Below are 23,086 nucleotides of genomic sequence, written 5' to 3' on the forward strand. Positions count from 1 at the left end.
AGTCGTTGGTTATGCATCTCCGGATAAGTACCTTCGCACAGTTGAGTGAAACTGAATGTGAACGGATGAGTGTCATCTCACACCGGTCAGAGCGCCCTCATTATCGTGCTAAGCACGTCTCCATAGATGAGCGCGATCACCAACCCGAAACAGACGAAGGCGAGAAACGGGAGACCGGGGGTGACCCACACCGATTCGGCTTCCTCCGCACAGAGTCGGTCCAACCCATCACGCAGTTGCTCGGGTGTGGTTCCGTATGCGGTCCCCTCGATTTCGGACAGAAACGCCGCTGCTCCCCAGTGATCGCTGGCAGACGCGCTCGGACAGTTCGCAGGATCCCGGTCAGTGTCGGCTGCGGAGCGGAGGGCGGCGAGCGACGTGTCTCGCCACTGAAGATACAGCCGGAGCGCGTCGAGATCGAGTCCACCGGTGAGCGAACGACCGGTGTCGTCTTCGAGTAGCTGTCCGTACCGGGATGATACGCTGGTGATCTGGTACGGACGGCCCACGAACATCGCGGGTCGAATCCGGCCGTTGACACCGTTGCAGACGGCGAGAGCCACCGGAATCACGAGTCCCACGAGCACGGTGTTGGTAAGGATCGTCAGCGCGAAGACGCCGTGGGACGCCCGCTCGATCGGGAGAACACCCCACCGGAAATAGATGGTGGGATAGACGGGAAAAACGAGCGCGAGCGTACCAATCGCTTTGGCATCCGCGCCGCCGGCGATGTTCAACCGCCAGCAGAACCAGCCGATCGGAGCGACCGCACTAAGACTCACAACACACCGGAGCACGAACGCGACTCGAACGGAGGGAGCAACGACCACTGCGTTGAGAAAAATAACGATGAGACCAACAACCGCGAGTGGCGGCCATATCCAGTTCGGAATCCGACGAGTTCGGACATCGTGGTACCCCATCCAAGCGATACAGGGGACAACGAGCAGTTGGAACAGATCTGGCAGTGTCAAGAACACACTGGACGTGGTTCCGGTTTGGAATATAAGGATTCACCCGGAAGTCAGAAACTGCTGTAGTTGGTGTCGCCGTCGGCTGACATCCCACTGTGGATCGACGCTTCCCTGTCGATCGAGTTTGTCGAGGAGCAACAACGGATCAGCTCCTGCCCGCTCTACGCGTTCGATCAACTGTTCGATCTCCGAACGATTGAGCGCCAGTGACTCGAGGAGACCGAGCACGATCGCCATCGGGACCGCGGCCTCGCCCGTAGGAAACGCGTCGCTGATGCGACTGAAATCGGTGGCTTCAGGCGTTGCGTTCGACGTGGGTGGATACAGAGTGAGACACTGCGTGCAGATAGCGAGCGTCTCCGTTGTGGTTGGAGCGTACTCCCGGAGATCGGCCGGGACGACGAACGAAACAAGGGGTGCGTCACAGTCGGGACAGGACATACACGGCGTTGGACGACGACTTTGAAAAAGCGTTATACTTGCTGCAGACAGTTGGACACGAGAAGGTATTAGGCAGTTGGGGACGCAGTCTCGCGCTCCTCTTTGGCGTCGGTGGACTGGTCGTCGGCTGCTTCTGCCTCTTCTGCTTCCTTTTTGTTTTTGATCTTCTTGAGCCGGAATATCTCCTCTCGCTCCTGCTCTTCGAGCTTTTGTTCGATGTACTCCTGACTTTCGTACAGGTCGGGAAGAAGCTTGAATTCGAGGGCGTTAACCCGGCGTTTGGTCGTCTCAATCTCTTCGAGCATCTTTTTCATCGCGGTTTCGACTTCTGCGGCGAGGATGATCTGCTCGAGAAGATCCTCATACGCTCCGGCGGCTTCGTCGATCCGGGCACTGGTGCCGACGACGCCGTAGCCGCGTTCGTCGAGCGATTTCTTGACTTTCGAGGACTCGATTTGAGGTACCACCACGCCCATGATGTTCTTCGATTGGGTCGTGATCTCGGGATACTCTTTCAACGCCGCCGCCGCACCACGCACCGCGATGTCGCCGTCCATCGCCCGTGCCATATTGATTTTCTGTTGGGCGTCGTCGTAGGCGGTGTTGAGATCCGAGCGCACGTCTTGGGCCTGGTCGAGAATGTCCATGAACTCCATGATGAGTCCATCCCGTTTCTGTTCGAGCGTGTCGTGACCGCGTTCGGACAGCTCAATGCGGTCCTCGATCGCCATGAGATTCTTGCGGGTCGGCTTGACGTCCGTGGCCATGGTTGGATGTCTGGAGATTACTGATGGAGGCTCTTACGTGTTGTCGTTGTCTGTAGACGAAACCTACCAGACACGCGAAGCAGTGGCCACTGATCGGTGATCTGAACGATACACGTTCCTATATCGGTAGTGTCATAATGCCAACGTCCATGTTGGAAATATGAACAGACGGCGCGTTCTGGTGGGACTCACAGCAGGGATCTCCTCTCTCGCCGGCTGTGGCACGTATTTTGATATCAACAGGAATGACACAACGACCACTACGCCCACGACAACGACGGTCTCCGAAACTGCGCGCACTACAGCCACTGACACTCCGGTTCCGACGGCGACAGCGACACCTCCCTCGACTGCGGAGTTACCGACGGGCACGGTCACGGAGAGCGAGACGGCTCCCGACCTGTCGACTCGGAAGCCGTACACGAATGACCGCTATCTTTAAACAGCGAGAGAATCCCGCCGTTCACGGCGGGGAGGATGTCACGGGTACACCATCGAATACCCGATTGGATGGACGATCGACGCGACGGATCCGGCCGCTGTGACCATCGGATCAAACGTGGGTGCCTTGCTCGTAGAGGTGACAGAGGACATTCCATCGTCGCTCACGGTCGCGGACATCGTTCCGGTGTTCGTAGAGGGGTACAAAGATTCGATCGAAGAGGAAGGAGGATCTATCGAAGAACTCGATCGTCGAGACGAAATCCTTCCGAACGGGCACGACGCCACGGTGATCGATCTGCGGATGGAACAGCACGCGACCGTGATCCGACAGAAAATGCTCCTCGCCGTCGCTAACGAGATGGCCTACGTCGCTGTCGTTATGGTCTCTGATTCAGTTTTCACGACAGATGTCGATGAAAATATTGAAAGGATCCTGTTGACGTTGCACATCACTGAATCAGCCGTCGGGACCGAATCCGCCGGTGTACCAGTGTAACCGATCGGCTGTCGGTGCGCTTTATTCCTCCGATCGGGGGGGTCGGACGCCGTCGAAACTCCGAGAAGCAAGCTCCTCATCGGCAAGAAACGCCGCTGCTCGCTCGCGGAACTCCGCAGAATCCCAGACGCGTGCAGTGAGATCACGGGCCATCTCCTGTCCGAGCAGACCGAAGTTCGTCCATGGTTTCATGATCGCCTTGATGGTTCGGTACGCCTGTGGACTCGTATGGTCAACGATCGTTTCCGTAAGCTCGACGGCGCGGGGTTCGGCGTCGTCTTCAGGAACCACACGGTTGATCAGTCCCATCGCACGGGCTTCTTCAGCTTCAATCATACGTCCGGTTAGCAGCAGATCCTTGGCGCGCTTTTCGCCCACGACGAGCGGGAGCAGTTGAACGCCACCGCCCGCCGCCGTGGCACCGACGCCAGCTTCTGGTTGGGTGAACCGGGCGGTTTCCTCAGCAACAATCAGGTCACACGCGGATACGAGTTCGTTTCCGCCAGCAGCACAGATTCCCTGCACGCCAGCAACGACCGGTTTACCCGTGTCTCGGAGCAGATCCAGCGCTTCGAAATACGCCGTCATGAATCGTGTTCCCTCCTCGAACGATAGCTCTGTGAGATAGTTCAGATCTGCTCCCGCACAGAACATATCGCCCGTCGCGGTCACGACGATCCCGTCTACGTCGTCATCGCGGTCGGCTTCCGTGACGGCCACGGTGAATTCCTGTATCATCCGCATATCCAGTACGTTGTTCCGGTCAGGAGCGTCGAGTCGGATGATCGTGATTTGGTCGGTGGCGTGTTCCACGTCGAGCGTGTCGTACGTCATGGTCCGATCTCTCGTCGAATACTCATAATTCCGATGGCCCTCCACGAACATCGAACCACCGACGGTCGACCAACAAAACCGATCCGTGCTCGGTTTTGTCCGACGGACACAGTAACCACGAGCGTCGCGTGGGCGTCATCGCGGGACGCCCACGCAGACGGTGCCCTCAGCCCTCTTCGGAAACCGTCACCGTGATCGCCTCGGGCATGTACGCATTGACACCGTACCCTTTCCGATTCCACGGGTATTTGTCGTCTTCTATCCGTCTCAGCCCGTCTTCGAGGTCCGAGACGGTCGCTGGCTGCGTCCGTCCCTCATCGTCAGTCGCCCGCGAGACGAGCGTGTATTCACCTGGCGTCGCCGCCCACTCAAACCGGAACAGTCGCCACGCGGTCGGGCCGTGTTCGGGACCGGTGAATTCGGCGTCGGTGAACTCCGTCCCGCCGTCGGTTGAGATTTCTATCCCTTGTAGCTCGTTTTCGCCGGCCCACGCCACGCCACGCACCGTAACAGTGCCATTCTCGGGCGAGACGGTTGTTCCCTCCACCGGTGACGTGATGAGGGATTTCACCAGCATCTCATACATGTACGGCTGTTTGATCTCCGCATCAGCCATCTGTGCCTCGGTGTCGAACGTATCGATAGTCGTGTGCTGGCGCGACTTATTGTCCTGTTCGGGGAGGATCCGGTAGGAGGACTGTTGCCAGTGAGTGTATCGCTCCGGTTCGTCCATGGTGTCGTCATCGTCGTGGAGCATCGTCTTCATGACACGCATCCGATCGACCCATTTGACGCTATTGCAGCCATACCACCCCGGAGCGACAAGCCGAACCGGAAAGCCGTGTTCGGCGGTGAGCGGCTCGCCGTCGCGCTCGTAAGCAAGGATACAGTCCTTTTTGATCTTCGACATCGGGATCGAACGCGCAAACACCTTTTCGCCCTCCGGTGCGTCAGCCCCCATCACGGCCAGATACAGATCGTCGTCTGTCTGTGCGCCGTGCTGTTCGAGCACTTCCCCGACCGGCGTCCCCGCATAAATCGCGGTGCCCATCGCACCAAACGTCCACTGCGTTCCAGCGACGTTCGGATCGAGATAGCTCCGCCCGTTGCCCGCACACTGCATCGTATGCGCCACCTCGACGGTCGAAAACTCCGATTTGAGCGCGTCCATCGAGAGCTCCGTCGGTTCCTCGATCAACCCCGCTATCGAGATGGTGTGGTCCGCTTCGGTGAGTTTCGGGGAATCGTAATGGCTCCGGATGTACGTCGCGTCGACGCTCGTCGTGAACTCCGTGTACTGATCCCGACGCTTGGTCTCGGCGTTCGGCGGCTGGTTCGAGAAGATCCGCAACGCCGGATATTTCTCCTGCAGTTCGGCTGTGCTATACGTGTGATACCCAGGCCGTTCTTCGACATCGGACTCCGTTCGTGTCGGGGTCGGTGTCTGCTCATCGCCGGTCAGCTGACTGCATCCCGCGAAAACACTCGCGCTGGCAGTCAATCCCACAGCAAGATACTGTCGTCGGTTTAGATATTGCTCGTACGGCGTTTCGCGTTCGTGTTCGATGTCCGTCGACTCCTCATTAGGTGTCGATCCGCGTGTGGGAGGCATCGTCGTGGGACTCTGTTACTCACCGACGTATTTCTATCTTCATATCGGTTGAATATCATTCAGAAACAGTTACATTTCCGATCATTCCAACATTGATATGCGGGACACAGACGTACGTGTACGTTCCGGCGGTCTCGAACGTGTGACTGTACGTTTCTCCTTTTGGAATGAGTTCGTACGTGTTATCCCCCTCAAAGCTCGCAAACGGTGTTGCGCCGTCGGGAATCATCACGTCCGAACCGTCTTTCGGCCGTGCACTCACGTTGTGGCCGGTGCTCTCGAACCGCCATGTGACCGTCTCTCCGACCGGGATCTCGATCGATTTGGGATCGAAGACGGGGTTCCCGTTCGGTCCGGCAATCACTTCGTTCGCCTCGGTCTCGGTCGGGGTCTTGTCTCCGCTCGACGTACCGAGACAACCCGCTCCGGTCGCTACTGTTCCAAGTGCACCCATCCGTAGTAGAACGCTTCGCCGCGTTACCATTACTGTTTCTTCGAACAGCATCGATACCAAAACTCCATATACCGGATATAATTTCCGGAACTCGTTATTCCTAGTGTCCGAGCCGATCGAGGGACGGCTTGAGAGGGTAATCCCTCCACGTTCTACCGGAATATTTATCTATTAATAACCGTAATGAATGCGTCCCCGCCGCAGTCGGGACTGTCGCCACGTCGACCATGAGTGTAGACACCGTGACTACTGATGGCTCGATTACAACGTAGAAACAATCTATGACGCACGACGAGATAACCAGCAAGAATGAACCACTGAAGGTACGGCTTCGGATCACGCCACGAGAGGGGAGACCGATCGAATGTTCGATCCCCGCTGTTCGGTGGGCGATCGTACAACGAGGCGGTTCCCGTCTCCTGTACTGTCCCAATTGCAACGAACTCGTCAAAGAAGCCAATTGTCGGCCCCCCTCAGAGATCGAACAGTATCCGAACCGGTCCTCCCTGTGTGCCCACTGTCACGACTGGATGATGATTGTGGATTTCATCCAACGCCTCGACGTTTCGCTGCCGCCTAGAAAGAACAGCCGAGAGATGTGGACGCCGGTTCGTCATCGACCCTCTGCCCCCTGAACGTTGTTGGGCCGCCTCTATCAATCGTTAGATATCTCCTCCCCGCTCTCTGCCTGAGGATGGCCGTACTGTTTGATCGGAATGCCCAACTCAGTGAGTGCAGACTCTATGTGATCCGTTTCGACGTTCTGAGCCCCTTCTTCCGTGCGAATTCGATGCGCAGTTGCTAAGACCTCCCCCCGTCTGTCGTCCGGTATCCGATACGGTTCGGTGGTCAACTCGATGGTGAGACCGTTGTGGTCGCGGGTGTACAGCGAGTGGAACGCCCCGCGATCGAATTCGTTGACCTGATAGCCTTCCTCTGTGAGCGACGTTCGTGCTTCGAGAAACCGTTCCGGTTCGAGACGGAACGCCAGATGATGGACACCGCCGACAGGAGGACGTTGGGGTCCCTCGTGGGAGTCGCGCTGATCGGTCACGAAAAACGTGAGCATGCGTCCGTCTCCAGTGTCGAAAAACAGGTGCGTCACGTCGGGGGCATCGAGGTTCGGCTGTCGGAGCACGAGTGACATGCCGAGTACGTCCCGATAGAACGCAATCGTCTCTGCCTCGTTGCTTCCGACGAGTGTGATGTGGTCCGTGCCAGCGGTGTGAATCAGGCTGTCGGGTGGTTCTGGAGAAATGTCGCTCTCGGTCGACTGGTCAGTGGAATCAACCATACTGTTCGTTCGTGCCGAAGAGCCGTGGGCTTGTCCCTTGATAGCTCAACCTATCCGATCACTCTCGAAGCCATGACTGTACAAGCAGGGCGCGTCGTGTTTCAGAGATAGCCGAGATCGGCCAATCTACTTTCGACCGCTTCGTCGGTGACGTTGTCCTCAACGCCATCACCGTACTTGGGGTAGTCAGCCGTACCGGTGTCTTCGACGACCGGAAGAACGCGTCCATCCATGCGGTCGCTGCGGGGAACGCCGAGTGCGGCCATGATCGTCGGAGCGACATCGTACAGATGAGCGTCCTCGATCGATACGGAGTCATCGATATCCTCGCCCATTGCCGCGAACACACCATCTCGTTTGTGGTTCCACGGCTCGGTTGGAGGCCCGAACTGCTCTCCGAGCAACTGTGCCGAGAGGAAGTACTCGAAGTCTTTCGGGATAGTTACGATGTCGACGGCGTTTTCGGCGTACGGGCCGTCGTAATACTCTTCTCGGGGGGCGACCGTTTCGAACATCGGTTCACCCTCGGGCGTCTCTACGGATTGGAGCCGATCGATGAGATCAGACCGGACTGATTCGTACTCGTTTTGAGATACGACGCCGTCCGGTTCACGCCCTTCGAGGTTGATCCGAACGCCAAGTTCGATACGTGCGCGCATGTATGCCGTCGATTCCGGAAAGTCCACCTGTTCGCTCGCAGTCCGTGCAACGTTGTCAGGCACGTACTGCTTTACAATGTGGTTGAGTCCGATCTTTCGGAGTCCATCACCGACGCGGGAGGCAGTGACACCGTGCTTCGCAACTTTCGCCGCCAGCCGCTCGAAGACACCGGGCTCCCACGTCTCTTCGTTTTCGCCTTCCCGAAGCTGGTTTCGGATCGGGTTCCATGAAGGCATCCCTTTGCCGCCTTGCGTCGTCACAACGAATCCCTCATCTTTGAGGAATTCGTTCATGCGAAACTCTTGTTTGTCGTAGGGACCCATTCCGTGGTCGCTAGCGATGAAAACACGTTTCGCGTCACATTCCTCAAGGAGTTTCCCGATCTGACGATCGGTTTCTTTGTACACCGTTTTCACCTTCTCCCAGTCGCCACGGAACTCGTGAAACACGGTGTCCGGCTTCTGGAATTCAACGAAGCCGAAATCTGGTTCGAACCGGCCGTGAAGATACCGGAACGCTTCACCGCGCATCTGAACCAGCGTCGTATACTCGTCCATCTTTTCTGCGTCCGTCCACGTTTCGTCGTCGCGTTCGTAGATCGGATACACCCGATACTCACCGAGTTCCTCTCGAACGTCATCAAGCACTCCGTCGGGGTGTGATTCCGGGTGCTCCGGACCGATGAACCCCGGAATGATCGCGCCATTGATCTCGTCGGGGGGATGGGTGACCGGAACGTTTACCACGACGCTCGACATGTCGTGTTCCTCTAACAACGTCCACATCGCGTGTTCGCGGATGTAATCAGCACTCACAACGTGCCAATCGTAGCCGTCGTAATCGACGAAACCAAACGTTCCGTGTTTGCCTGGATTCACCCCGGTGTACATCGATGGCCATGCGCTTGGCGTCCATGGCGGAATCTGCGAGGTGAGCGGTCCAGCAACGCCTTGTTCACAGATCGATTGAATATTCGGTATGAGATCGTCCTCAATCAAACGTTCGAACACCGGCAAACAACCAGCGTCGATTCCGATCAACAACGCTTCCATCTGATGGTCACTCATTGTGAGCCACCTGCTGTCGTTCCATGATTGTGTTTCGTGTCCGTGTATCCATGAACCATCCGTTCAAGATCCGGTTGCCGAGAGAGTGATCTGACTGACATCCATACGTTTCTCATTGTTGTTTCGGGTCGCCCCGTGTGCACTTATTCCTTCCTTCCTTTCCACGGTGGGAAAGGAGTCGAACCCTGCTGTATCTACGCTTCCGGCTGGCTACATATTTTCACCTTCTTATTGCTGTATAATATATTCATATTATCGCCACACGTCTGTTGGAAGGAGACCGATGGCTTGTGTGCCGTGCTCGCGTTGTTGTAATAGAAGTTGAAATTTGCCGCCCCCTTTCGGTGGTAATCCCGGTAGATGATGGTTTCGCTCTCGTTCAGGGTCTCGTTGCCGGTTGCGTCCGTTCCAACCCAGCCTTGAACGGACCCGTTTTTGAACATCGACGCCTGCATGTACTCGTCGGATCGTGCTTCCGTCCGTTCGAACACCGTGTAGTACGGCTGGTCGGTCGACCACATCGACTGGTTTTTTTCGAAGTAGGTGTCGACGACGTTCACGGCGGCTATCTCCGATTCGGTGTAGCTGTACCGGGTTTGCGTTTCCGAGAACGGCGGACTTTCTTGGGTGCTGTCGCTTGCGAGGAACGACGCCGCCGGGAAGGCGAGGATGAACACCAACAGCACGATTACGACGACTGACGGGTTGGTGTTGTTCACGAGATACGACAATCCGATCGCCGCGACGACCGCCATCGGCGCTGCGACGAACGGGAACCATCGTCCGGGAACGAACGTTCGCACTCCAAGCATCGGGAAGCCGAAGACGAAGATGAGCATGAGGACGGTGGCAACCACGCTCGTGAACATTGCGTGTGAGATGTTCTCTTGCCGGATGATGTAGTAACAACCGACGATCGTTAACAGCAACATCAGCAGGAACCCCAGCACGTCGAGATACTCGATGATCGTGCTCATGAACGAGGGCTGGGGCGCAACGCTTGGTGGGACAGTTCCCCCAGCGAGATCGCCCACGCTTCCGGATTCGAGCGTGTCACCAAAGTATCCAATCATCACCGTTAGAAACGTTCCGTCGTACTGTGGGGTAAGCGACCACATGAACGTGATCAGACCGAGATCGAACACCAACAGCCCGGTGAGGTTCACCGATTCCCGGGTTGAGGAGCGCTCCCAGTTGGGGCGTCCGATGTCGAACAGTCCGAGTCCGAGCGCGAAGTACGCGAGCAGCCCGGATCCCGTAAATACGAGCATGATGAACGCGGAGATCTGGTGTGTGAGAATAACAGCGACGCTGAAAAAGACCACCATCCCGAAATCGCGGGGTTTGTAGTCAATCCGCAACATCCGGTCGAGGCTGTAGAAGACGGACAGGAAGAAGACCAACCCGAGGCTGGTCGGGATGATGTGGATCCCCCACTCGATCACTGCTGCACTCATCGCGTAGATCGCCGTAGCGAACACCGCCCACCGTTTGCGGACGAAAAACGTCGCCGTCGAATAGATGAGTAACACCGACAGCGGCATCGCTACCCCGAGAACGAGATACAGCGCCATTTTGAGAGGGATATCCAACAACAGACTCGATCCAACGACGAGTAGGTGGTACAGCGGCGCAGCGTAGTACTTTCGACCGGAAATCGGCTGAAGCGACTGCGATTCGAGGATAGCCGGACCCCAGTTCCCCATGTGGGTCCAGATATCGATCCCGATGAATCCAGGCGTCGTGTACAGTGCCGCAAACCGGAACACCATCCCGAACAGGACGACCAGAAACAACAGCATCGTCGGGGAAAAGTAATCCCTGTCTACGAACAGGATCGTCACTAACAGGGTCGTCCCGAGGGCGGCTGCGATGTCGTAGAACAGCAACGTCCGCTCGCCCTGTATCCCCGCGAGCAGGATGAGCAGCGCTGACCCCAGCACGATGAGCGGGGGAAGCAGCCGTGACAACATCGGCGACAGCGTCGGTAGATCGCCAGGATACTCGTCCCTGGCCGCAATCAGATACAGCAACGATGCGATACCGAGTACGATCGGAAGCGTCCGAACGTACACGTCATCTAAGAATAATTGCAATGGCAGCATAGCAATGGCTGCCAGTAGTCCGAGCAAGCCCGCGATAATATCGAGACGGCCCTGTCGTGCCATCCCGAGGAGGCCAGGTCGAGTACTCATCGATATCGATCAGTCGTCGTCGGCTGGAATCGCTTTCGACTCAGTACGCCCGTTCTTGAAGACGTCGGTCGTGGAGAGCGATGTCGGCGTCTCTCTGACTTGTACGCCTTTCTCTTCGTTTTCGATCCGGTCGAGTACCATCGCTGACAACAGGAGCACGATCCCCGACAGCATCGTGAAGAACCAGTTGTCGGACTGTTCACGCCGGGTTGCGATCGTCGAAACCAGTTTTGCAACACCCAGACCGGTGACGCCGGCACCGAGATAGTACGCCGCCGCGAACGGTCGGAAGTCCTTAAGGATGTACTTCTGGTTCAGCCGCCACAAAAAGCGGTGAAGCAGCATGTACGACACTTTCGGAACGTACGCGGAGTAGTTGATGTGGCTCTTCCAGTCGTCGTCGTACACTGTGTCTGCGGAGTGAACGACATCAGCGACACGACAGTCTGCGAGGTTGAGCCTCACCAACAGGTCGTTACAGTATCCATAATACTCGTACATCCCATCAATGTCGACGCGCTGGAGCGCCTCCTGTGAGATGGCTGTGTATCCGTTTTGCGGGTCGGAGATGTTCCAGTAGCCGCTCGAAATCTTCGTTAACAGCGAGAGGAGGGTGTTACCAAACAGCCGGAATTGGGGCATTGCGTCGAGGGTTTGGAACTTCATAAAGCGGTTCCCTTTCGCGTAATGGGCTTTCCCATCGACGACAGGATCAATGAATTTCGTCAGCACGTCCGGATCCATCTGCCCGTCACCACCCATCACGGCCGTGACATCGATACCGTCCTCCAATGCTTGTAAGTAGCCAGTCTTGATTGCACCCCCAACGCCTCGATTCACCTTGTGTTGAATGGGTACGACACGAGCGTCGTACCCGTTCGTGGCCGAATGCGTCGCGTTGTACTCTGCCGCGTGGTCAGTTATTTCGAGCCACGTGTCGTCCGTCGAACCGTCGTCTATGACGTACGCCCTATCGACAAACGAGGGCAACGTGTCGATAACTGATCCTACGTAACCTTCCTCGTTGTACGCCGGTATGACGACGCCAATCGTGTGTTCGTGATACATATTATCGCGTGTCTACTCTCTCGTCTCCTGTTTATTGGTGGAGGGATATTACAATACACCCCCTAAACCCGGAGACCCGGTCTTACTAGATGCATAGCTTCCTACGGTCTTATTATCGTTTCTAGATCGAACGACAGACGACAGACACACGTCTAACGACGATAACTGTCCGGTACATCCGTAGCTATGGGTCATTTGGGGTGATATAACCCCGCGGTAGTTGGTACCATACTCCATCGTAGCCGACGAAAGCAAGTAATCAAGAGTTCGGAGCTGAGACCGGACAGACATGACCGAGATCATTGATGGGGTGAAACTGCGTGAATGAACGATTAGACGTAGGCTTTATCCCCGCAGAATGTCCGGGTGCGGCTGGGACTGGTGCTGTTCGGACATCGACATTGCTCATCGAACGACTGTCGAAACACCACGATCTGACGGTCTACGTGTCGAGCCAGATGGACGCGTCGAGCGCGACGTTACCCGCTGAGGATCGCGTTAACTACGTGATTCACGACAACCTCCCGAAGCTCCCTCATCCACTCACGAACAAAATCGACACGCTGGAGGGAGAAATCGACGCGCTCGAACGACACGAGTTGATACATTCCTACTCTTCGGCGTTCATGCCAGTGCTCGCAGAGCTCGAAACACCGACGCTTTCGACACTCAACTCCTATCTCCCAGTCTGCCCGAAGGGCGACATGATGTACCACGGTGAGCGAAAATGTTCGGAGCCCGGACGGCTGAAATGTGCCAGTTGTATCTCCTCAACGGCGCTCAAACGCCGGCAGGGCGTCGATTCGGAACTGCGCAGTGGGTACGTTTCGCTCGGACAGATCGAGTTTGTCTTCGAGTCGATCGATCGGGCGTGGGACATCGACGCGTATCACGCCTTATCACCGCACCTGGCACAGGATTTCGGTGCGATCGGCTTTCCCGACAGCCGGATTGAAGTCATTCCACATTTCTACGATGAGACGTTCGCAACGATCACCGACGAGGAAAATGACGGGTCAGCTCTAGAATCCGACGATCCGATCACGCTCTTGTACGTGGGCGCGCTCCAAGACATCAAAGGCGTACACGTACTCGTTCGCAGTCTTTCCCGCATACTCAGCCGTGGATACGACGTTGAACTACACATTGCCGGTTCGGGTCCCTACGAGCAACAACTCCACGAACTCGCGCACGAACTTGATCTAGAGAACGCCATCCAGTGGCTCGGATACGTCGATCACGACGAACTCCCAACAGTCTACGAGAACGCGGACGCGTTCGTGTATCCGGGGCTTCTTGATGAACCGTTCGGGCGCGTGCTCCTTGAGGCGCTGTCGTCTCGAACGCCAATCCTCGCTGCCGACGTTGGAAGCACGGACTACATCGTTGGGCCGGCTGGAGAGCAGTTTATGACTGGTGAACCCAAAGCGCTGGCGGACGCCTTCGAACGGCTCGTTGAAAGCTACACCACCTATTACGACGCTATCCCCGCGCACATCGAACAGTTCGCTCCAGAAACGGTCGAACAGCAGTTCTCCGATCGGTACCACGCTGTCGCGTCGATGGCTGATTGAGACGGCACTCGACGAACCGAAATCAAGTGCGTTGTCAAGGAAATCGATGATACCGATGGTCTACTCGCCGTAGTTCTCCACCAGATTTTAAAAGCACAGAAACAGCCGCCCGTCGTGGATGATCGGTTACTGCCTGTATCGAGGAGAGCTCGTATCGTCGACGCTGAATAGACAATATATATTTCATGACTCTCAACTAATAGAAATCTTGTTGTATGCAGGCAGGTATCTTACACCAGGGAAATAATTTTGATAACTAGTTCCTGGTATTGTTTGTAATAGATATAGTATGAAATAGACACAGATCGGATCGAGTCGCCCAATTATGAGTTCCGAATCGACACACACTTCTCCGAGATTATGAGTTGGATTATAAAGTGTTTTGTCTCCGTTAGGAGAGAGTACAACCAATGAGGCGTCCAACCACCCGCCGCACATTGCTTGCAACGCTCGGAACAGCCAGTACATTCTCGCTCGCCGGTTGTTCGGGAATGATCCCAACCGGCCCTGGCAGTGATAGCGAATCAACGAGTACCCCCACCAACACGCCGGACGGATCCGGAACAGAAGGAACGGACTCCGGATCATCTTCCGGTCCTGGCGGCTCCGTGATAGACGATTTCGAGGGTAACGTCAAAGACCGCTGGCAGACGGACGCAGGCAAATTCACGACGGACACGAAAAACGCGTTCAAAGGGAGCCAATCTCTCGTATTGCAGGCCAAGGGCAAACAAGACGCTGGGAACGTCACCATTACTCGTTCGTTCTACTCGGATTCGGGGAAGAACAGCGCCCTCGATCTGAGCAAGCACGACCTTTCGCTGGCGGTTCGGTTCAGAAAGCCCACGAGAGGACACATCGCGATCAAATGCCATGCACCGACCCAGAGCAGTAGTCTCACGTGCCGTCGGTTCATCCCCCAAGAGCTGAACGGATGGACTCGGTTCGATCTCGGCTACACGGGGAAACAAGGCCAGCCGGATCCGTCTTCCGTGTTCACCGTACAGATCAGCGTCATGACCGAGGGCGGTAAGCCAATCGATGTTGGGATCGACGATCTCCGGAAGGTCCCGAAAGCAGACAAGGGGAAGGTGATGTTCCAGTTCGACGACTCGGTCAAGGCCGCTTACGATACCGTGTTCCCCATGTTCAAAAAACGCGACTGGCAGGCAGGAGTCGCCATCATCCCCGACGTGATCGGATCGGAAGGCCGATTGAGCACTGGAAACATGCGTGAGATGGCGAGTGCCGGGTGGGATATGATGTCACACACGTCGACTGACAAGCTTCCGACACGACCGAAAAAAGAACAGAAAAAAGCGATCACACAGTCGAAACAACAGCTCAATTCGATCGGATTCAAAACGGGAGCGAGACATTTCGTCGCGCCCAACGGACGAGTCAACCGGGCGACCCTCGACATCATTCGGAACAACCACAAAACCAACTTCATGTTCGGAGCCGGGCCGGGCAACGCCAAACAACCCACGAACATGTACACCATCCCCCGCGTGATGGGTGCTTCACCCGACGCGGTTGTCGAACTACTGGATCTGGCCGAGCAGTTCAATCAGATGGTCGTCGTTCAGTATCACAAGATTGGTGAAAATAAAGAGACAACGCCAGCGGATTTCAAACAAGTCGTTAAGCACGTAGACAAAAAGAAAATGGACGTGGTCTCACCAAGCCAGTTCCTCGATTCGATCGGAAACTGACACCACGGTCAGACGGGTCGACTCGTCCGACCCAAACCAAACTTAAGGACTCGTCGCGTTTCCGGAACCGACTATGGACGTTCACTTGCTCGAAGCGACCGATGCCCCTGAGCGTGTCATCTGTACAGCAGCGAGAAACGACTATTCGAGCAGCTTCGTTGGCGAGCAGTCGTTCGAATCCACGATGGAATCGGTTGAGGGTAAGACGATTGAGGAAAAAAAGCGTACACTCATCGGCCACCTTCTTCGGCACGGTCATTTCGGGCCGTTCGAACACGTTCACGCGACGTTCGCTGTGAAAGGTATCAGCCGTTCGTGTATGGCCCAGATCACCCGTCACCGGCACGTCTCGTTCGACATTCAGAGCCAGCGATACGTCTCGTTCGATGACATCGATCCGGAGGACGTGCGAGCGGGCGAGCTGATCGTTGCGCCGCCGTCGGTGAGCGACGCTGACTGGATCGGACGGAACCAGCAGGGTGGCTCCGTTTCCGAGGAAACTCTCGAAGAACGCGAACGAGTGTTCAAAGAGTCGGTCGTTCGCTCAGTCGAGTCGTATCAGCAACTCCTTGATCTCGGACTTCCGCCCGAAGACGCTCGGTTCGTGCTGCCGATCGGGAGCAAAGTGAACATGGTGATGACACTCAACGCACGGATGTTGATGCACGTTGCGGATATGCGATCGGCCGCTGATAGCCAGTGGGAAGTCAGACGCATGACAGAACAAGTGCTTGATTTGGCTAGTGAGTGGTGTCCGATCACGTTCGATCACTACGAAAAGCACATGAAAGGGCGAAAGAATAGGCTAGCACCATGATGTCGTCTCTCTTTGATGAAGGGGGAACCGATCCAATTTGCGCCACGATGAAATGCTCGCAGAGCGAGACTGCCCACGACTCGCAGGTCCGTCGCGTAACTGGCAATGAAACGGGTGCGATCGCACGGATAAGTCACACCCGTTTTATATCCTCACGGGAAAAGTAACGAACGATGCTACGGGTGCTCGCTGCCGTGGTCCTCGTGTTCACAGCTGCTGGTGTGGTAACTGTTGGTGAGTCTCACTCGGCGTCGGCATCACCCGATGCACAACCGGAGTTGGTCGTCGACGGACAGGAATTCGACCGGCAGACGTTCCGCATCGACGTCAAAATGAACGGGTCTGTGCGCTGGACGTACGTGTATCGCCGCGATCTGGCGACGCAATCGGAGCGAGAGCAGTTCACATCGTTTGCTAAGACGTTTAACAAGCAGGAAAATCCGGAGCTGTACGCTCACTTCAAGCAGGGTGCCCACGTATTGACCGACAAAGGGACGAATCAGACCGGCCGGCAGATGAACGCGTCGTCGTTCTCTCGTGAAGCGTACGTGAGTCGGTTGGACAACTCCGGCATCGTCAAGATGTCGTTTCTGTGGTCGAACTTCTCTGAGGTCGATGGGAACCGAGTGATCGTCGGTGACGTGTTCACTGGAGGGCTGTACATCCGCCAGAATCAACGGATCGAAATATCGTGGAGCGATGAGATGCGGGCCGTAAACGCAAGCCCGGAACCGGACGATCAATCGTCGAACACGTATACGTGGGTCGCCTCAAACACCAGCCGACAGTTTTACGACAGCAAACCACAGGTCGTGCTCAAAACGGACAACGAGGACGCGTCCAGTTACGCAACGACGACGGAGTGGCTGCCATTGTCCTGGCTTACTGGATTCGCTGTGGTGGTACTCATTGGACTCGGTCTCGGGATCGCACTCCGTCGCGGTTTCATCACGCTCAGATTGCCGGCCGAACTGAGCAACCGTTCCACAGAAGAGAACGGATCGAGAGACGAGATGCCAACCATCACCGAAGCGGATCTCATGACCGACGAAGACCGCATCCTATCGCTGTTGCGCGAAAACGGCGGTCGAATGAAGCAGGTGAAGATCGTCGAACAAACCGGTTGGTCGAAATCGAAAGTCAGCATGCTCCTCTCGGAGATGGACGACGAGGATCTCATCAGTAAGCTCCGAGTCGGCAGAGAAAACATTATCAGCCTCGTCGGTAACGAGCCGGAAGCCGTTCGATCTCCATTCGAAGACGAGTAGGACCACGGTCCCGACTTCATAAATATCACACAATAATCATATCGGTCTGATCACTGACGAGTTTTCGATCGATACCCAAATTATTGTGAAACACACCTATACATCAACAATAGTATATTTCATAATATGCTGCCGTACGGCATTTTGGTCTGTTTTCATCGGATGTTAGATTATTTTGTTCGTACAGGCAGGTATTTATGCGGTGGAATCCTTGAACGTAGTACGAGGGTCACGGAGTGCTGAGTCTCAGCCCGTATACAGATTTCGGGCGGTGGCTCTCAGGGTGAGTGCAACCATGCAAACGACGGAGGCAGACGGACACGATTCCAGCGAACAGGAAACCGGGCAGGACCAGAGCGATACCTACGAATGGTGGTGGGACGATCGATTGATGACGTTCCTACAAACCGCTGACGACATCGCTGAGACGTGCCTCAATCAGGTGTTTGGCTCAGAAGTACAGGATCATGTCCACGTCGATAACCTCGCGGACATAGAAGAGACCGAAGCGTATCACGATACGCTCACACCCAACCGGTTCATCGAAAGCGATGGGGGAACGTACGATCTCAACTGGGAGATCGAGACGACTGACGGAATCGTCACCGACGTGTATCTGACGTGTCACGCCGAATACGTTGATGAGAGCCGCGAAGTTTCGACAGAGGTCGACGTTGCGATCGTCGCCAGCTCCGACGCGTCGGAGACAGAATGTGTGACTGAGCCACACATTATCCATCGACCGAACAGCACATGAGCAGTTGCTGCCGGTCGAACGGTCAGAATAAGTAGGGGACGAATTCTTACAAGCGGCTTTCGACGTAATCAGCGACAGTTGCTGGTGTGTCGCCAACAGGGACATCCGCGCTTTCGAGGGCTTCGATCTTACTCGCTGCGGTACCCGTTCCCGAACCGCTCACGATGGCTCCAGCGTGTCCCATCCGCTTTCCGGGCGGCGCGGTGCGGCCGGCAATGAACCCGACGACAGGCGTCGTGACGTTGTTGTCAATGTATGCGGCGGCTTCCTCTTCGTCCTCACCGCCGATCTCGCCACACATTACGATGGCATCAGTGTCAGGATCGGCGTCGAACAGTTCTAGAGCATCGATGAAGTCGGTGCCGATGATCGGATCGCCGCCGATACCGATCGCGGTCGACTGACCAATATCGCGTTGCGTGAGGTTGTCGACGACTTGGTACGTGAGCGTTCCCGATCGGGAGACCAACCCTACGTTCCCCTCGGTGAAGATGTTGCCGGGAAGGATCCCGAGTTTGGACTGGCCGGGCGTGATGATTCCGGGGCAGTTGGGACCGATGAGTCGCGTGTCGGTTTCCTGTAGACGCCGGTAGACGCGGCTCATGTCCTGTTGAGGAACGCCCTCGGTAATCGTCACGACTAGATCGACGCTGGTATCAAGCGCCTCAAACATCGCATCCGCTGCGAACGCAGGCGGGACGAACACCACGACGGCAGTCGCGTCGTGTTTGGTCACCGCCGATTCGAGTGTGTCGTACACCGGCACGCCAGAAACGTGCTCGCCACCGCGTCCCGGAACGGCACCGGCGACGATGTTCGTGCCGTATTCGATCATCTGGTCGGTGTGGAACTTTCCTTCCCCACCAGTGATTCCCTGTACTACAACGCGCGTGTCATCATCGACTAGTACGCTCATCTGTCTGCCTCCTGTGCGTTTTCGACAGCGTGTTGAACGGCCGCCTCAAGCGTTTCCTCGACCGAGACGAGATCAGTGTTCAGTATTTCCTGTCCTTCTTCTGCGTTAGTTCCCGCTAACCGAACGGTGACCGGTTTGGGGATCTCATCGAGTTGTTCGAGGGCTTCGTTGATCCCTGCTGCAACTTCGTCGCCGCGGGTGATCCCACCGAAGATGTTAAACACGACTGACTCGACGTTTTCATCCGAAAACACCATATCCAGCGCGTTCGTCACTCGCTCGGCTTTCGCTCCGCCACCGATATCGAGGAAGTTCGCGGGCGCGCCCCCGTAGTAGTCTACGATATCGAGCGTCGTCATCACCAACCCAGCACCGTTGCCGATGATGCCGACGTTCCCGTCAAGGCGAACGTAATCGAAGTCATACTCGTTCGCCTTCTGTTCGAGATCGTCGTCTGCCGCCTCGCTTTCCATCTCGGCAATCTCGGGGTGACGGAAGAGAGCGTCGTCGTCGACGTTCATCACCGCGTCAGCCGCGACGACATCCTCGTCTGCGGTGACCATCAGCGGGTTGATCTCCACTTCGGTCGCGTCGTTGTCCTCCCACAGCTCGTACAACGTGGACAGCACACGAGCAACGTCTGTGGCAACTGCTCCAAGACCAGCCTCGAACGCGACACGCCGTGCTTGGTAGGGGTGTAGCCCGAACGCCGGGTCGACGTGCTCGCGGACGATCGCATCAGGGTCTTCGGCAGCGACTTCCTCGATGTCAACCCCACCACGGGCAGACACCATCACGACGGGTTTACCTGCTCCTCGGTCCATCGTCACGCCGACGTAGATCTCGTCAGTGAAATCCACCGCCTCTTCGACGAGAACATCCTCGACGTGCAGCCCCTTGAGGTCCATTCCGAGAATGTCGGAGGCCGCAGAACGAGCCTCGTCTTCGTTTTCAGCGAGTTTGATCCCGCCGGCCTTTCCACGTCCACCTACGTGTACCTGAGCTTTGATGGCGACGGGATAGCCGATCGCGTCAGCCGCATCGACTGCTTCCTCGACGCTCGATGCGAGCTGCGAGGACGGTGTCGGGATACCCGTATCCGCGAACACACCCTTCGCCTGATGCTCGTGTAGCTTCATCAATCGATTAGTCGCCCGTCATGCGCATAAATCCCGTCCATTTGTCGTTGAAGATGGTCTTTTATCATGAAGAATACGCAGCTTTGAATAGTTAATAGACAATAAATTGACCAATATCGTTCAGTCGTGTGCGTGTATTCAGACGACGACACTGCTTAGGGGTTGTCGTAGCTGCACAATGTGGGAACGGTTGGGACGCCGCTTTGCGTGCTGACCTAGATTTATCCGATAGACGGCCGTCCTCGTCAGTATGTCCTGTTCCTTCGAGGTTGATTTCAGCGATTCAGTTGTGGTCGTGACGGGTGCCAGCGGCGCGCTCGGAAGCGCGGTTGTCGATCGGTTCGTAGAGGCGGGCGCTACCGTCTGTGGAACCGACATCGCACGTCCTGATGATGAAGAGACGCTGCTCGACACCACGCCCGAATCGATTCACTTCTATGAGGGCGATTTTACCGACGAAACCGACGCCGAGCGCGTGATGAGCGAGATCGCTGACGACCACGGACGCATCGACGCTCTCTGTGCTATCGCCGGAACATGGCGCGGTGGTGATCCTATCGAGGAAACCGATGTTGAGACGTTCGATTTACTGTTCGACGTAAACCTCAAAACGATGTTTCTCGCCGCAAAACACGCGCTGCCAGAGATCAAACGTTCAGAAGGCACCGTAGTCACCGTTTCCTCGCGCTCCTCGCTCGAAGGCGGCGAAGGCGACGGGCCGTACCGCGCCGCCAAAGCCGGTGTCAGACGCCTCACGGAAACCATCGCTGCGGAAAACACGGGTGTCGTCAGAGCGAACGCGATCATGCCTAGTGTCATCGACACGCCCGCAAACCGCGAGGCGATGCCTGATAGCGATCACGAGGCGTGGGTCGATCCCACAGACATTGCCGATGTCGTCGCCTTTCTCTGCAGCAGTGGGGCGACTGTCACCAGTGGTGCGGCGGTTCCCGTCTACGGTACTGCCTGACAGTTCGAACGAGCGAGTGCTGACAGCGTCGTTCGCACACCACAGTCATATCGGGGAATAATCTCAGAATGTAATTTTACTACCGAAAATAGATGTTTAGATCGGATTTATGGAGGATTATCTCGATAGATGTGGAATAATGTTAATTTCTATATGATATCGTGTGCCACGTGACTCATCGTCGCACTTATATGGATTCGTTCATTCAGGCAAATGTTAATGGTTGAACGAGAGACTTGGACCACACGGATCGGTTTCATTTTGGCAGCAGTCGGTAGCGCCGTCGGACTCGGGAACATCTGGCGATTTCCGTTCAGCGTTGCGGAGTCGGGCGGTGGGGCGTTTCTCGTCGTGTACCTGATTGCGATACTCATCGTCGGGATTCCGGCGTTGCTCGCGGAGTTCGTGATCGGTCGGCGTGCTAACGTGGATGCAGTCGGTGCGTTCCGCGCGATCGGCAGGGGGAACTGGCGATTTATCGGTGCGATCGGAGTGCTCGCCAGCTTCTGGACACTGTCGTATTACAGTGTCATCGGGGGGTGGGTGCTTCGATACATATTTGGTAGCGCTACCGGGTCCGCACTTGCCGGGCCGGAAGCGTACTTCGGAGCGGCGTCTGCCGGTAGTAGCTCGGTGCTCACCCACGTCCTATTCATGGCGATCACGATCGGGATCGTGGCGTTCGGGATCGAGCGAGGAATCGAGCTTGCAACGAAGTTCATGGTGCCCAGCATCGTTGTGTTGTTGCTCGGGCTTGCGGTGTACGCGTTTATGCTTCCGGATGCAGCGCCGGGGTACGAATTCCTCTTTGATCCGAACGTCACTGCGATCACGTCGAACCTCACACAGATCATTCCGGCTGCAACAGGGCAAGCACTGTTTTCTTTGTCGGTTGGGTTCAGCGTAATGATCACGTACGCTTCCTATCTCGGTAAAGATGATAGCCTCGGGGCTGACGGGTTGTCGATCGCTGTCACGAACACGTTCGTCGGGATCCTCGCCGGGACGGTTGTGCTCCCGCTGTTGTTCGCCGGTGGACTGTCGGTTGGAGCCGCTGAAGGAGGCGGCATCGGTGCCGTGTTCGTGGCTATCCCAATCGCACTCGGGAATTTCCCGCCGTTGATCGGCAAAATCCTCGGTATCGTATTCTTCTTCGTTGTTCTGATCGCGGCGCTCTCCTCAGCGATCAGTCTCTTGGAGGCCCCAGTCGCCTACGTCGTAGATGAGTTTGGTGTCCCCCGGATGCAGGCGACGCTCGGAATCGGCGGTGGTGCCTTCGTGCTCGGAGTTCCGTCCGCATGGGATATCGCGTGGCTCAGCTGGTTCGACGGGATCGGAGTCGCGCTGTTGTTGCCGACAACGGTGCTGTTCGTCGTAATCTTCGTCGGATGGATCATGGGTGATGACGCCGTTGATGAGATTAAAAAGGGTATGGCCGGAGATTCCTTCGGGACCGTCTGGCTGTGGTCGCTCCGTACGTTCGTGTTGGTGGTAGTTGTCGTTGTGTTCCTTCTGAACATCCACGACCTGTTTTTCACCTTAGAAAAAGGAACGTCGATCGTCCCACCACTGCTTCTGTAAGGGACTGTTCTCGAACTTTTTTGAGCGCATCGAGGGATCTAAC

The 23,086-nt window shown here is 56.2% G+C and carries 22 protein-coding genes; 10 read left to right on the forward strand and 12 right to left on the reverse strand.

The genetic code is table 11. The annotated features are described in order from the left end of the window. Positions 1 to 86 precede the first annotated feature (86 nt). The 3 genes from EIK79_RS09310 to EIK79_RS09320 form a co-directional block, all read right to left on the reverse strand. A complete protein-coding gene (locus tag EIK79_RS09310; RefSeq protein ID WP_124954846.1) occupies positions 87 to 980 on the reverse strand; it encodes an A24 family peptidase in 894 nt (297 codons plus the stop codon). Positions 981 to 1,013: 33 nt separating this feature from the next. Continuing rightward, positions 1,014 to 1,415 (reverse strand): DUF6276 family protein, encoded by a 402-nt coding sequence (locus EIK79_RS09315; RefSeq protein WP_124954847.1) that lies wholly within the window; start codon positions 1,413 to 1,415, stop codon positions 1,014 to 1,016. Positions 1,416 to 1,483: 68 nt separating this feature from the next. Further along, on the reverse strand, positions 1,484 to 2,182 hold the full coding sequence (locus EIK79_RS09320; protein WP_124954848.1) for a V-type ATP synthase subunit D: 699 nt from the start codon (positions 2,180 to 2,182) through the stop codon (positions 1,484 to 1,486). Between the two features lie 160 nt (positions 2,183 to 2,342). Between EIK79_RS09320 and EIK79_RS09325 the strand changes: the two genes are divergently transcribed. Both EIK79_RS09325 and EIK79_RS09330 read left to right on the forward strand, forming a co-directional pair. Continuing rightward, on the forward strand, positions 2,343 to 2,624 hold the full coding sequence (locus EIK79_RS09325) for a hypothetical protein (RefSeq protein ID WP_124954849.1): 282 nt from the start codon (positions 2,343 to 2,345) through the stop codon (positions 2,622 to 2,624). Positions 2,625 to 2,723: 99 nt separating this feature from the next. Next, positions 2,724 to 3,122 carry a hypothetical protein gene (locus tag EIK79_RS09330; RefSeq protein WP_124954850.1) on the forward strand — a complete coding sequence of 133 codons (399 nt, stop codon included), beginning with the start codon at positions 2,724 to 2,726 and terminating at the stop codon, positions 3,120 to 3,122. A gap of 21 nt (positions 3,123 to 3,143) precedes the next feature. Here the strand turns inward: EIK79_RS09330 and EIK79_RS09335 are convergent, their stop codons facing one another. The 3 genes from EIK79_RS09335 to EIK79_RS09345 form a co-directional block, all read right to left on the reverse strand. Then, a complete protein-coding gene (locus tag EIK79_RS09335; protein WP_185715578.1) occupies positions 3,144 to 3,956 on the reverse strand; it encodes an enoyl-CoA hydratase/isomerase family protein in 813 nt (270 codons plus the stop codon). Between the two features lie 166 nt (positions 3,957 to 4,122). Then, a complete protein-coding gene (locus tag EIK79_RS09340) occupies positions 4,123 to 5,568 on the reverse strand; it encodes a sulfite oxidase (protein WP_124954852.1) in 1,446 nt (481 codons plus the stop codon). 55 nt (positions 5,569 to 5,623) lie between these two features. After that, positions 5,624 to 6,073: a plastocyanin/azurin family copper-binding protein gene (locus EIK79_RS09345; RefSeq protein WP_233738071.1), complete on the reverse strand. Its 450-nt coding sequence runs from the start codon at positions 6,071 to 6,073 to the stop codon at positions 5,624 to 5,626. A 230-nt stretch (positions 6,074 to 6,303) separates the two neighbouring features. Here EIK79_RS09345 and EIK79_RS09350 point away from each other — a divergent pair, with 230 nt between their 5' ends. Beyond that, the gene (locus tag EIK79_RS09350) at positions 6,304 to 6,657 is read left to right on the forward strand and encodes a hypothetical protein (RefSeq protein ID WP_124954853.1); all 354 of its coding nucleotides are present in this window, start codon (positions 6,304 to 6,306) and stop codon (positions 6,655 to 6,657) included. Positions 6,658 to 6,677: 20 nt separating this feature from the next. On the opposite strand, the gene EIK79_RS09355 is transcribed toward EIK79_RS09350, so the two are convergent. The 4 genes from EIK79_RS09355 to EIK79_RS09370 all read right to left on the reverse strand — a co-directional run bounded on the left by EIK79_RS09355 (position 6,678) and on the right by EIK79_RS09370 (position 12,306). Then, a complete protein-coding gene (locus EIK79_RS09355) occupies positions 6,678 to 7,316 on the reverse strand; it encodes a VOC family protein (RefSeq protein ID WP_124954854.1) in 639 nt (212 codons plus the stop codon). Positions 7,317 to 7,417: 101 nt separating this feature from the next. Continuing rightward, entirely contained in the window at positions 7,418 to 9,043 is a 1,626-nt protein-coding gene (locus EIK79_RS09360; RefSeq protein ID WP_124954855.1) for an alkaline phosphatase family protein, read from the reverse strand. Between the two features lie 194 nt (positions 9,044 to 9,237). Beyond that, a complete protein-coding gene (locus EIK79_RS09365; RefSeq protein ID WP_124954856.1) occupies positions 9,238 to 11,238 on the reverse strand; it encodes a hypothetical protein in 2,001 nt (666 codons plus the stop codon). Positions 11,239 to 11,247: 9 nt separating this feature from the next. Then, positions 11,248 to 12,306, reverse strand: coding sequence for a glycosyltransferase family 2 protein (locus tag EIK79_RS09370; RefSeq protein ID WP_124954857.1), 1,059 nt, complete (start codon positions 12,304 to 12,306; stop codon positions 11,248 to 11,250). A 320-nt stretch (positions 12,307 to 12,626) separates the two neighbouring features. Here EIK79_RS09370 and EIK79_RS09375 point away from each other — a divergent pair, with 320 nt between their 5' ends. The 5 genes from EIK79_RS09375 to EIK79_RS09395 all read left to right on the forward strand — a co-directional run bounded on the left by EIK79_RS09375 (position 12,627) and on the right by EIK79_RS09395 (position 18,437). Next, entirely contained in the window at positions 12,627 to 13,880 is a 1,254-nt protein-coding gene (locus EIK79_RS09375; RefSeq protein ID WP_124954858.1) for a glycosyltransferase, read from the forward strand. 410 nt (positions 13,881 to 14,290) lie between these two features. Continuing rightward, positions 14,291 to 15,595 (forward strand): polysaccharide deacetylase family protein, encoded by a 1,305-nt coding sequence (locus tag EIK79_RS09380; protein ID WP_124954859.1) that lies wholly within the window; start codon positions 14,291 to 14,293, stop codon positions 15,593 to 15,595. 73 nt (positions 15,596 to 15,668) lie between these two features. After that, positions 15,669 to 16,412, forward strand: a complete 744-nt coding sequence (gene thyX, locus EIK79_RS09385; RefSeq protein ID WP_124954860.1) for an FAD-dependent thymidylate synthase — start codon at positions 15,669 to 15,671, stop codon at positions 16,410 to 16,412. A 173-nt stretch (positions 16,413 to 16,585) separates the two neighbouring features. Continuing rightward, a complete protein-coding gene (locus EIK79_RS09390) occupies positions 16,586 to 17,680 on the forward strand; it encodes a helix-turn-helix transcriptional regulator (protein WP_124954861.1) in 1,095 nt (364 codons plus the stop codon). A gap of 295 nt (positions 17,681 to 17,975) precedes the next feature. Next, positions 17,976 to 18,437, forward strand: coding sequence for a hypothetical protein (locus tag EIK79_RS09395; protein ID WP_124954862.1), 462 nt, complete (start codon positions 17,976 to 17,978; stop codon positions 18,435 to 18,437). Positions 18,438 to 18,483: 46 nt separating this feature from the next. Here EIK79_RS09395 and sucD read toward each other — a convergent pair whose 3' ends face one another. After that, positions 18,484 to 19,353 (reverse strand): succinate--CoA ligase subunit alpha, encoded by an 870-nt coding sequence (sucD, locus tag EIK79_RS09400; RefSeq protein WP_124954863.1) that lies wholly within the window; start codon positions 19,351 to 19,353, stop codon positions 18,484 to 18,486. Then, entirely contained in the window at positions 19,350 to 20,492 is a 1,143-nt protein-coding gene (gene sucC, locus EIK79_RS09405) for an ADP-forming succinate--CoA ligase subunit beta (protein ID WP_124954864.1), read from the reverse strand. The genes sucD and sucC overlap by 4 nt, the downstream gene beginning before the upstream one ends. Before the next feature lie 250 nt (positions 20,493 to 20,742). On the opposite strand from sucC, the gene EIK79_RS09410 reads away from it, so the two are divergent. Both EIK79_RS09410 and EIK79_RS09415 read left to right on the forward strand, forming a co-directional pair. After that, the gene (locus EIK79_RS09410) at positions 20,743 to 21,462 is read left to right on the forward strand and encodes an SDR family NAD(P)-dependent oxidoreductase (protein WP_124954865.1); all 720 of its coding nucleotides are present in this window, start codon (positions 20,743 to 20,745) and stop codon (positions 21,460 to 21,462) included. 219 nt (positions 21,463 to 21,681) lie between these two features. Beyond that, positions 21,682 to 23,043 (forward strand): sodium-dependent transporter, encoded by a 1,362-nt coding sequence (locus tag EIK79_RS09415; RefSeq protein ID WP_124954866.1) that lies wholly within the window; start codon positions 21,682 to 21,684, stop codon positions 23,041 to 23,043. The last annotated feature ends 43 nt before the right edge of the window (positions 23,044 to 23,086 follow it).

This window comes from Halocatena pleomorpha, from assembly GCF_003862495.1.
GTDB classification, from domain to species: domain Archaea; phylum Halobacteriota; class Halobacteria; order Halobacteriales; family Haloarculaceae; genus Halocatena; species Halocatena pleomorpha.